This is a genomic window from Candidatus Desulfatibia sp., from assembly GCF_036446775.1.
Classification (GTDB): domain Bacteria; phylum Desulfobacterota; class Desulfobacteria; order Desulfobacterales; family UBA11574; genus Desulfatibia_A.
Map to the genome: position 1 here is coordinate 1 of NZ_JAZFTO010000215.1, position 11,108 is coordinate 11,108.

Consider the following 11,108-nt stretch of genomic DNA (forward strand, 5'->3'; position numbering starts at 1 on the left):
TATCCCGTACAACACCCGGGTTCAATCAATTCGGGCCTCACTCTTGATTACAAGGGGTTAGAAATAGAGAAACCATCTGGAAACCCCGGAGGCCTTTGTTATAACCAGATGGTAAACGAACAAAAAAAGGATGACAAGAAAAAACGCAGAGGTAAAGGCATTAATACAACCCTAATTGACCGTAACCTTGGAAAAAAATAAGTAAAACCAAAACGCTTGCAGATCACATCTTGATTTTCGGTTTCAATACATATAATCATCCATTTACCACAGACCTCGTTATTTACCTTATATAAATGACCGTAGACCTTTATATACCATGGGATTGCACATAAATTGGACATCAGGTCGGTCTAGGTTATAAGGTTCCGGGTTCCCGGTTCAGCCTGCGATGAGCCCTTCGGCTGTGAGACCTGTCGGCGAGCTCAGGTCGTGCCGCTCAGGGTCGAACGGCTACATTCGGCCTGAGCTCATGTCGAAGGCAGCCGAGTCGGGTTAAGCGCTTCGCTCTCTTTTCCTTAACCATTGATTCCATAGGAGTAATATAACGAGGCGGCCGACCTCTGAACCTTTGAACGTTGAACCTTTGAACCCAACTTTTTGATTAGAATGAGCGTTTTGTCCAAAATTTCACCGCATCATCTATCATTATTTGCGAGATCTGTACTAATATCTTTTTTTCGTGTTTTCGTACTTTCGTGCTTTCGTGGCATTTTGTCTTTTACGGTTTATCCGGGATAGGAAGCGACATGTATAATCTTTATGCTAATTCAAGAAATATCCCGGCAATTTTTCTGACGTTTCTCGTTCTTTTTTTGGTTGGATGCGGAATCCAGAAAGAAGTTCAGCTTTCAGGAAAAACCATGGGAACAACCTACCATATTACGGTTGTTGCCGGATATTTTTTAGATACAGCCGGCCTTCAAACCAAAATTGACAAACGGCTCGAGGATATTAACCGCAGCATGTCCACTTACAGAAAAGACAGCGAAATCAGCCGTTTCAATGCCTGGGAGCGTGCCGGTGAAAAATTTATTATTTCCGACGATTTTTGGCAGGTCATGATCGTTGCTCGAAAAATTTACGAGCTAACCGATGGTGCCTGGGACGGCACTGTAAAACCGCTGTTAAACCTGTGGGGTTTTGACAGCACTAAAAATAAAGATAAAATTCCTGAACAATCTGAAATTCAGGTACAGCTGGCTAATGTCGGATTCAATCAGATTGTAATTTCTTCCGACCGCTTTCTGATTAAACGCAAGGCCACCGTATCCCTTGACCTTGATTCCATTGCAAAAGGGTATGGTGTCGATCAGGTCACGGCGCTGATCAAAAACAACGGCATTGAAAATTTTCTGGTGGAAATTGGAGGCGAGGTCTTTGCATCCGGCCATAGAAAAGACGGCAAACCCTGGAGAGTCGGCATCAACTGGCCCCAAAAAGATGCGCCCTACGACCAGATTTACAAGGTGATCAACCTGCACAACCAAGCGTTTGCAACCAGCGGTGACTACCGAAACTATTTCGAGTTAAACGGCAAGCGCTATTCGCATATACTGGACCCCCACAGCGGATATCCGATATCGAACGGGGTTGTAAGTGTTTCAATTGTGGCCGACACCTGTACATTTGCAGATGGATTGTCAACCGCAGTCATGGTTCTGGGCCCTCAAAAAGGCCTTGAGCTGATCAACAGACTCGATAATGTGGAGAGTTTGATTGTTACCCGGCAACAAGATGGCGCGCTGATCGATCACTACTCCAAAGGTTTTATTGTCAATTAGCCCAGGGGGTTCATCCGCTTTGGCGTAATCACACGCTTTAAAATAAAGATTGTCCATTGAGCGGTTAAACAGAAAAACTCCCCGCCCCTTAAAGGCTTGTTTTTAAACCGTTAAAACAATGAACATAACCTTTATTGGAAGTCAACCGCCAAACTGATATTGATTGACTTTCATAGACCAGTACTGTATTTTTTTTCGTTCTAATAGCTAAAGGGTTTATCACGATTTTTCGGCTTTCAGACATGCTTGGCGGCGCAATAACCGGATAGGAGATAAATAAATTAAAAACATGAAAATTCATCTTGTCAGTCTGGGCTGTGCCAAAAACCTTGTTGACAGTGAAATGATGCTGGGCCGTTTGGTGCAAGCCGGATGGCCCCATACAGCAGACCCGCGCAAGGCCGATACTATCATTATAAATACCTGCAGTTTTATCGAATCTGCGACAAATGAATCCATTGATACAATCCTTGAAATGGCAAAGTTCAAAAACTCCGGAATCTGCCGGCGCCTGATTGTTACCGGATGTCTTCCTGAGCGTTTCAGGGAAGAAATCGTTGATTCATTACCGGAAGTTGACTTTTTTTTAGGGACAGGTGCCTTTCACGAAATCGAAAAGGCCGTTAAAGGCCCGGCCGAACCGTCGGGATGCCACCTGCCGGACCCGCACTTTCTAGACCTTCAAGATCAAGAGACGCCCAGACTGTTAAGTTCTCCTCATATGGCATATCTTAAAATTGCTGAAGGCTGCAGCCGGCATTGCACCTATTGTATTATTCCAAAGCTGCGCGGGAAACAAAAAAGCCGGCCCCTTGAAAATATAGTTGCCGAAGCGCGCTTTCTGATTTCAAAGGGCCTCAAAGAGCTGATACTGGTTGCCCAGGATACCACCGCTTATGGAAACGACCTGGACCCGCCGGTCTCTCTTGACCAGGTGCTTAAAAGTGTTGCAGACATATCTGATGAGGCCTGGGTAAGATTACTCTATGCTCACCCGCAAAGTATCGGCCCTGATGTCATTCAGACAGTTGCAGCATACCGGAATATATGTTCCTATTTTGACATTCCCATTCAGCATGCAAGCAACAGGCTTTTAAAAAATATGGGAAGAAATTACACTTCCGATGATCTTTACAGACTTTATGATAAAATAAGATCGTTTGTGCCCCGTGCCGTACTGCGAACGACCGTAATGGTCGGCTTTCCCGGAGAAACAGATAAAGATTACAAAGACCTTGTGAATTTTGTCGATGAAATCCGTTTTGATCATCTGGGTGTCTTTGTCTACTCCGATTCCAAAGACCTCTCTTCTCACAAGCTTTCCGGACACATTCCGGAAGGGGTGGCAAATGATCGATACGACCGGCTGATGTTGCGCCAATCAAAAATTTCTTTTGAGAACAACCAGAAACATATCGGAAAAGTTTATGACGTACTGGTGGAAACGGAAGCCAAAAAGAATCTTTTCACCGGTCGTACATTTTTTCAAGCTCCGGAAGTAGACGGTATTACCTATATTCATTCCGAAAAGCTGTCGCTGGGAGCCTTTGCCGGCGTTAGGGTTACAGACGTTCTTGAATATGATCTTATGGGAGACATTGTATGCAAGACCTGAAAAACAAGATCCTTGACATGGTAAAAGATGATCTTGCGGCAATTGAAATTGCTCTTAAGCAAAATTTAAACCCTCAACTAGACCTGGTTTCTGAAATCGCCGGCCATATTTTATTCAGCGGCGGCAAGCGCTTAAGGCCTCTGTTAGCGGTACTTTCCGCCCAAATCTGTGACTGGAAAGGTGACTATGTAAAAACATTCTCCACCATTTTTGAATATCTGCATGCCGCCACCCTCCTGCATGATGACCTTGTGGACGAAGCAACCATGCGCAGGGGTAAACCTGCCGCCCATTTGGTGTGGGACAATCCCAGCGCAGTTCTTGTGGGTGATTTTTTGCTGGCACGGGCCCTGTCGATTGCCGCTGTAACCCAACAACCGGCTGTCATTGAAATTATAGCCCAAATCACAGAGAACATGTCCCAGGGTGAAATTCATCAGCTATCGAGAAAAGGGAATTTAGACCTCGCTGAAGCCGAATATATGGAAATTATCAGGCGCAAAACCGCCGTTCTCTTTCAGGGGGCATGCCGGGCAAGTGCCCTGATCGCAGAAGCACCTAAAGAAAAGGAGGCCGCTTTGGCGGAATACGGATTTAATATAGGACTTGTTTTCCAGATGATCGATGACCTGCTCGACTACACCCTGGATACCCATGCGCTTGGGAAAGTCGTCGGGGCGGATCTAAAAGAAGGAAAACTGACGCTACCGGTTATTTATGCCCTCCGGGCAGCCGATGGCAAAGACCGGCTTGTGATGGAAAAAATTATTAAAGATAAAAATTTTGCTGTTAATGACTTTAAAACATTGATAGAGTTACTGCATAAATACGGCGGAATCACTTATACCCAAAAATTGGCCCAAAATCATATTAAAAAAGCTAAAAATACGCTGGCGGTTTTTGAGAACTCGAAACCCAAAAAAATCCTTATGATGATTGCAGACTATTCATTGGTCCGCCAAGCATGAGCCTCAATTGAGCGATAACGCTCAATTGAAGTTATTTGTTATTAGTTATTCGATTTATTTGCTACATAACACCAATAACAGATAACACCTAATTGAGTTTTGACACAATTAGGGTTGGACATATGTGGAGGAAAAATCGGGATGCAGTTATTCTATAAAGTTGCCAAAATATTACTGTCCGTCCTTGTTTTATTTACAATTTTGGTGCCGTTATCGGACGCTCAGGTTGAGGAGCAGCTCCTCATAAAAACAGTGGTAGTAATAGGAACCGGAGCTATTTATAAAGGCGATTCTGCCCGTGCAAGAGAAGCGGCTGTGTCCAGCAGCCTGATTTTAGCGGTAGATATGGTGACCGTAGAGATTCTGCCGATCAAGTCTATGGTCCGGAACTTTAAAGCTATTAACAAAATTATTTACAGTCAGACCGGCGAGTTCATACAGGGCTACAAAGTTCTGGCTGAATTTCCTGCTAAAAAACAATACAGGGTAATGGTGCAGGCCGCGGTTTCAATAAAGGTTTTAGAAGAAAAGCTGTTAGAAGCAGGTATTATGGTCGCCAAGAAAGTTATGCCAAAGACTTTGTTCCTGGTGGCGGAGCAACATTTTGAAGACAACCTGTTGAATTATTGGTGGGGCAAAGATTCGGCCTTTTTCGAAGCTATTTCCGAAGTTTCTATGGCCGAAACCTTAACCTCTGAGGGTTTTGCAATCATTGATCATGACAATGTTATGCTGAATAACGGATTTTATACTGTCTACGGCAAACCGGATCTTAACAACCAGGAAGTCGCCGCCTTTGGCGATCTTTTGCAGGCCGAAGTGGTAATTTTCGGAAAGTCTACCGCTTTTATACTACCGAACATAATGGGAACGAATATAAGATCGTTCAAAGGCTCTGTAACAGTCCGAGCAATTCGAACAGATACAGGCGCAGAGATAGCATCCACCACACAGAGCGCTGTCACGGCCAATAGCGATGACATTGCCGGAAGCCGGGAAGCCCTTTCAATTGCCGGAGCCCTTGCCGGCAGGGAACTCGCATCACAGATTGCCGCTGCATGGCAGCAAGAAGATCAACTGCCCGTAATGGTGGAGATTGTGCTTGAAGGAACCGGCAATTTAGCGAACTTTATCAAATTCCGCCGCACGTTAAAAGATATGCCCGGTGTGGAGGAAATGCAGATTAAGGAAATAAAATCTGATCAAGCAATCATTATGGTTTCTTTCCAAGGGAGTGCTAAAAAACTTGCCGACGCCTTGATTTTAAAAATCTTTGAATCTATAGGTATTAATATCTACGAAGTGTCGGAAAATAGTTTAAGGATTGAGCTGGTACCCGGCTAGTGTCCATCCATAAATGGCTATTTTCCCGATGAGCGGCGTTCTCTCTCCGAGGCGTAGGCTCTACGAGCCGGAGGCCGCGGGTTTCCGCCCTCGACGTACAGACGTACGCCTCGGGCGAAAACCCTTGTGCGGCCTTGCTCATCGAAAAAATATCTCATTTATGAATTGGACACCCTTCGTGTTCATTTTGGATTCGTGGATGGACACTAACTAGACTTTCTTATGAAGAATTTTTGAAAAGCTGATCTTTCTTTTTGTAATTGAATGCTTATTAATATTTATGGTTTCGTAAAAAGTGATGAATTCGATTTTTTACGAATTCATCAAATCATAGGAGGATACCATGTGGGAATATACCGACAAAGTCAAAGAGCACTTCCTGAATCCAAAGAACGTGGGAGTGATTGAAGATGCCGACGGTGTCGGAGAAGTTGGATCTCTGGCATGCGGCGATGCTTTGACCCTCTATCTTAAACTTGATGAAAATAAGCTGATCAAAGATGCAAAGTTCCAAACATTTGGATGCGCAAGCGCCATTGCATCTTCATCGGCTCTGACCGAAATAATCAAAGGGCTCTCCCTGGAGGACGCTAAAAAAATCACAAATGATGATATCGCCAATTATCTTGGAGGACTGCCAAAAGAAAAGATGCACTGCTCGGTTATGGGACGCGATGCGCTTGAAAAAGCGATTGTCGACTATCTGGGGGAGGCACAAAAAAAAGTTGAAGGTCAAATCGTCTGCGAGTGTTTCGGGGTAACTGATCTTGAGATAAAGCGGGCTGTGAGTGAAAATGATCTTGCGACCATTGAAGATGTGACCGATTATGTTAAAGCCGGCGGGGGATGCGGCAACTGTCATGAAAACATCCAGGAAATTATCGACGCGTTCTTAGGCCGGGAACGCCCGGCTGTGAAAAAGCCCCCGCGTTTGACCAACATCCAGAAAATCAAATTAATCGAAGAAACTTTAGAGCGTGAGATCAAACCGGCTTTAAAAAAAGACGGCGGTGATATTGAGCTTGTTGATGTCGATCGCAACAGGGTCTTTGTTAAACTGCGGGGGACATGTGCGGTATGTGCAAAATCTCAAATCACACTCAAACATTATGTTGAATCTAAGCTGCGTGAACTTGTGACCCCTGATCTCGTCGTGGAGGAGGTGCAATCATGAGTGTTATCTATGTAGACAACAACGCCACCACGCAGGTTGCACCGGAAGTCATAGAAGAAATGCTGCCCTACTTTAATGAATTTTACGGGAACCCTTCCAGTATGCATTCTTTCGGCGGACAGGTCGGCCGGAAATTAATCCAAGCCCGCGCTGACGTGGCCGCCCTGATTGGCGCAGCACCCGAAGAGATCATTTTCACCAGCTGCGGTACGGAGAGTGACAGTACGGCGATCCGGGCCGCAATCGAGTCTTATCCCGACAAGAAACACATCATAACATCCAGGGTCGAACATCCCGCGGTAAAGAATCTGTTTGAATACCTTTCCAAAAACGGTTACCGCGTGACTTTTGTGCCCGTTGACCGCCAGGGGCGCCTTGATCTGGATTATCTTTACAAAAACCTTTCCGATGATACCGCTATTGTCAGCATCATGTGGGCCAATAACGAGTCCGGCGTGATCTTTCCAGTTGAAGAGATTTCCCGGACTGTCAGAGAACACGGCGTTGTTTTTCATACCGACGCGGTCCAGGCCATCGGTAAAATACCCATTGATCTAAAAAATATTGGCATAGACATGCTTTCCCTGTCCGGACATAAGTTTCATGGGCCAAAAGGCATCGGTGCCCTCTATGTCCGCAAGGGAACTAAGTTCTTCCCTTTTCTCATAGGTGGTCACCAGGAGAGCGGCCGCCGAGGCGGAACCGAGAACGTTGCCTCCATCATCGGGCTGGGAAAAGTCAGTCAACTGGCGGCAGCTCACCTGAAAAAAGACATTACCCGTGTAAAAGAATTAAGAGACAAGCTTGAAAACGAACTATTAAAACGCGTCCCCAGCGCCTTGATAAACGGAGACAGCAAAAACCGCCTCCCCAATACATCCAGCATAGCCTTTGAATACGTGGAAGGCGAATCGATTCTTCTGATGATGGATGAGTTTGGCATCTGTGCCTCCTCCGGCTCGGCCTGCACATCCGGCTCGCTGGAGCCGTCCCATGTGCTGCGTGCCATGGGGGTGCCGTTTACGGCGGCGCACGGCTCGATTCGATTCAGCCTTAGTATATACAACACTACAGAAGAAATCGACTTTATCATTGAAAAGCTTCCGCCGATTATCGAACGGCTGCGGGAAATGTCACCCTTCTGGAAAGAACAAAAGTCCACTAGTTAGGTATCAGGTATGTACAAAGTCATGATCAGGGACAATATGTCCCCGCTTGCCAAGGATATTCTTGAGGCCACCGGAAAAATAGAAGTTGTCGTCGATAACGACAAGGCCACCAGCGACCCTGAAGTATTGTCTAAAATTATTGATAAATTCCACGGCCTTGTGATCAGGAGCGCAACCACGGTTACTGAACAGGTATTAAAAAACGCCGGACAGCTAAAGGTCATCGGCCGGGCCGGTATCGGGGTGGACCATATCGATGTGCCGGCGGCCACCAAACAAGGGATCGTCGTTATGAACGCTCCGGGGGGCAATACGGTGACCACGGCCGAACATACTATTTCTCTTATGCTGTCCCTTGCCAGAAACATTCCTCAAGCAACGGCTTCTATTCGTAGCGGCAAATGGGACCGGAAGAAACTGATAGGTATTGAGATAGCCGGCAAAACATTAGGCGTCGTCGGTTTCGGACAGATCGGCAGAATCGTGGCACAACGGGCCCAAGGGTTGAACATGAACGTTATCGCCACAGATCCTTTTGTCAGCAAAGATGCCGCAAGTTCCCTTGAAATTGAACTTGTCCCCCTGGACAATCTTCTGGCCCGTTCCGATTTTATCACTCTGCATGTTCCCCGTCTTAAGGAAACGGTCGAAATGATCAACGCTGCGACCATTAAAAAGATGAAGCCGGGCGTGAGGATCATAAACTGCGCCCGCGGAGAAGTAATCCAATTAGATGATCTTTATGAGGCCATTTTAAATGGTCATGTTGCCGGCGCGGCCCTTGATGTATTCCCCCAGGAACCGCCGGACCCGACGCTGCCGTTGCTCCAGCATCCGCATGTAATCTCTACGCCGCATTTAGGCGCCAGTACCGGTGAAGCCCAAATCAAGGTTGCCGAAATGATTGCAAACCAGATGGTTGCTTATCTTTTAAATGGTATCATTACCAATGCCGTCAATTTTCCGTCCCTATCCCTGGAAGCTATGGATCAGATTCGTCCCCATCTCGAGCTTGCCGAAAAAATGGGATCGCTGATGGGCCAACTCGCCCAAAAAATTCACGACATCACCATAAGTTACAGCGGAGATGTGGCCGCCTTTGATACCAGGCCGCTGACACATGCCGTCTTGAAAGGCCTTTTGGGAGCCTTTAGCGATCAACCGGTGAACTACGTCAATGCTCCGGCCCTTGCCGCTGAAAAGGGGATCAATGTCAATATCACCCAAAGCCAGGCCAGGGATGATTTTGCAGGCTTAATCCGGGTAAAACTGGAAGACCACAAAGAGGAACCGGACGAGATCTGGGGAACGATTTTTGAAAAAAAATATCTCCGCCTTGTAAAAATCGGGAAAATCTATCTGGATGCGATCCCGGAAGGATCGATGATTTTTATTCAGAATTTTGACCGGCCGGGTGTTATCGGCAATGTGGGCACAACCTTGGGCCGCCACAACATCAACATCGGCCGCTTCCAGTTAGGCCGGCGGGATGATCGTGCCCTGTGCATGGTAAACATCGACTCCCCGGCAGATGAAAAAGTCCTTGAAGAGATAAAATCTTTGCCCAACATTATCTCCGCCCGTCAAGTACATCTGCCCTAAACTGAAAGGTTCTAGGTTCTGCGTTCTGGGTTCTGCGTTCTGGGTTCTAGGTTCTGCGCTAACCCCAGAATCTCTGAACCTTTGAACCTCTGAACCTTTGAACCCCTGAACCTCTGAACCTTTGAACCTTTGAACTCTGAACGCCTATCTTGAATTTCTCAATTTGTGCCATACCTTCTGCTTGAGCCAGTCGATCCAGGGGGTGAAACCTTCCTCGGTCTTGGCCGAGATTTCAAAGACCGGGATGCCGGGATGCACCTGCTGGATATATTTCAAAGCCGCCTGGCGGTCATAGTCCAGATGCGGCAGCAAGTCGGTCTTGTTTAAAAGCACCGCGTCGCATACGCGAAACATCAGCGGATATTTGACCGGCTTGTCTTCACCTTCGGTCACACTTAAAATAACCACCCGCAAATCCTCGCCGATGTCAAACTCGGCCGGGCATACCAGGTTGCCAAGGTTCTCTACGATCAAAAGATCGATCTTTTGCAGCTCAAAGTTGCCTGCCGCCGTTTGAATGACATGGGCGCTCAGGTGACAGTCACCTCCAAAGGCATCCGTATTGACCTGCACAACCGGAGCACCCGCAGCGGCAAGCCGGTCGGCATCGTTTGAAGTACAGATATCTCCCACAATTACCGCGCTTCTGACTTCCATCATAATATGTCCCAGGGTCTTTACAAGGGTTTCGGTTTTGCCGGAACCCGGAGAGCTCATTACATTAAGTACAAAAACCCCTTTTTCCGCAAACATATGACGGTTCTGCTCTGCAATGGTGTCGTTAACATCCAGCACTCTGCGGACAACCTTTATCTCGCGTGTTCCGGTTTTTCCACTGCCTTTGACATGGGAATGGGAAGGTTTTTGAGATGGTTTGTGATGGCTGTATTTTTGAGTTTTATATAATGTGATCGGCATTTAGTGCATCCTTATAGTAACTTCTTAATGAATAATTTCAGCCCAGAGAGGCTTTCCGGATATGCTTTGATGAATTGAGAACTTATTCCTCTTGAGCAACTTCGATGGACTCGATATCCAGCTCCCGGCCTGAAATTAAATTTACGTTGCCGCTGTTGCATTTTTGGCAAGTAAAAACCGGCTCGCTGATGGCCACTTGCGTATTGCAATCATCGCACCTCACAACCACCGGGATCTCCTCAATATGAAGCTCTGCATCACAAAGGGGAGTATCTTTGGCCACAATCTCAAAGCAGAATCGCAGGCTGTCAGGCACGACAGCAGACAGTTTGCCTACTTTCAGATTGACCCTTTCAACCTTAACGTTTTCCATCCCGGTGGGGATGGATGCGATGGCAATCTCAACGACCTGCATGGCGATACCCATTTCATGCATCAGAAACCTAACTCGGATAAACCGTAAACAAAAAAATATTTGAACGCTAAGTAGTTTCCAATTCATAAATGAGATATTTTTTCGATGAGCAAGGCCGC

The 11,108-nt window shown here is 46.5% G+C and carries 10 protein-coding genes; 8 read left to right on the plus strand and 2 right to left on the minus strand.

Translation table 11 applies throughout. The features are described 5' to 3' along the window. The 8 genes from V3S16_RS10250 to serA all read left to right on the plus strand — a co-directional run. Nucleotides 1–201: hypothetical protein (locus tag V3S16_RS10250; RefSeq protein ID WP_413884602.1), on the plus strand; the 201-nt coding region annotated here is incomplete at its 5' end. Nucleotides 202–749: 548 nt separating this feature from the next. Then, complete coding sequence (locus V3S16_RS10255) at nucleotides 750–1,784, plus strand: FAD:protein FMN transferase (protein WP_413884604.1); 1,035 nt, start codon at nucleotides 750–752, stop codon at nucleotides 1,782–1,784. Between the two features lie 289 nt (nucleotides 1,785–2,073). Next, complete coding sequence (gene rimO, locus V3S16_RS10260; protein ID WP_413884606.1) at nucleotides 2,074–3,399, plus strand: 30S ribosomal protein S12 methylthiotransferase RimO; 1,326 nt, start codon at nucleotides 2,074–2,076, stop codon at nucleotides 3,397–3,399. Then, a complete protein-coding gene (locus tag V3S16_RS10265; protein ID WP_413884608.1) occupies nucleotides 3,387–4,367 on the plus strand; it encodes a polyprenyl synthetase family protein in 981 nt (326 codons plus the stop codon). The genes rimO and V3S16_RS10265 overlap by 13 nt, the downstream gene beginning before the upstream one ends. Nucleotides 4,368–4,508: 141 nt before the next feature. Then, a complete protein-coding gene (locus V3S16_RS10270) occupies nucleotides 4,509–5,711 on the plus strand; it encodes a hypothetical protein (protein WP_413884610.1) in 1,203 nt (400 codons plus the stop codon). A gap of 343 nt (nucleotides 5,712–6,054) precedes the next feature. After that, nucleotides 6,055–6,885, plus strand: coding sequence for a Fe-S cluster assembly protein NifU (nifU, locus tag V3S16_RS10275; RefSeq protein WP_413884612.1), 831 nt, complete (start codon nucleotides 6,055–6,057; stop codon nucleotides 6,883–6,885). Beyond that, nucleotides 6,882–8,054 (plus strand): cysteine desulfurase NifS, encoded by a 1,173-nt coding sequence (gene nifS / locus V3S16_RS10280; protein WP_413884614.1) that lies wholly within the window; start codon nucleotides 6,882–6,884, stop codon nucleotides 8,052–8,054. The genes nifU and nifS overlap by 4 nt, the downstream gene beginning before the upstream one ends. A 9-nt stretch (nucleotides 8,055–8,063) precedes the next feature. Further along, a complete protein-coding gene (gene serA, locus V3S16_RS10285) occupies nucleotides 8,064–9,656 on the plus strand; it encodes a phosphoglycerate dehydrogenase (protein ID WP_413884616.1) in 1,593 nt (530 codons plus the stop codon). 144 nt (nucleotides 9,657–9,800) lie between these two features. Here the strand turns inward: serA and hypB are convergent, their stop codons facing one another. Both hypB and hypA read right to left on the minus strand, forming a co-directional pair. Next, nucleotides 9,801–10,574, minus strand: coding sequence for a hydrogenase nickel incorporation protein HypB (gene hypB / locus V3S16_RS10290; RefSeq protein ID WP_413884618.1), 774 nt, complete (start codon nucleotides 10,572–10,574; stop codon nucleotides 9,801–9,803). Between the two features lie 82 nt (nucleotides 10,575–10,656). Further along, nucleotides 10,657–11,108, minus strand: a 452-nt coding sequence (hypA, locus tag V3S16_RS10295; RefSeq protein WP_413884620.1) for a hydrogenase maturation nickel metallochaperone HypA, incomplete at its 5' end; no start/stop codon positions are given.

Excerpts from the sequence above, each read along its gene's own strand:
- nifU (WP_413884612.1), top strand. The coding sequence starts at position 6,055 with ATGTGGGAATATACCGACAAAGTCAAAGAGCACTTCCTGAATCCAAAG.
- V3S16_RS10265 (WP_413884608.1), top strand. The coding sequence starts at position 3,387 with ATGCAAGACCTGAAAAACAAGATCCTTGACATGGTAAAAGATGATCTT.
- nifS (WP_413884614.1), top strand. The coding sequence starts at position 6,882 with ATGAGTGTTATCTATGTAGACAACAACGCCACCACGCAGGTTGCACCG.
- hypB (WP_413884618.1), bottom strand. The coding sequence starts at position 10,574 with ATGCCGATCACATTATATAAAACTCAAAAATACAGCCATCACAAACCA.
- rimO (WP_413884606.1), top strand. The coding sequence starts at position 2,074 with ATGAAAATTCATCTTGTCAGTCTGGGCTGTGCCAAAAACCTTGTTGAC.
- V3S16_RS10255 (WP_413884604.1), top strand. The coding sequence starts at position 750 with ATGTATAATCTTTATGCTAATTCAAGAAATATCCCGGCAATTTTTCTG.
- V3S16_RS10270 (WP_413884610.1), top strand. The coding sequence starts at position 4,509 with ATGCAGTTATTCTATAAAGTTGCCAAAATATTACTGTCCGTCCTTGTT.
- serA (WP_413884616.1), top strand. The coding sequence starts at position 8,064 with ATGTACAAAGTCATGATCAGGGACAATATGTCCCCGCTTGCCAAGGAT.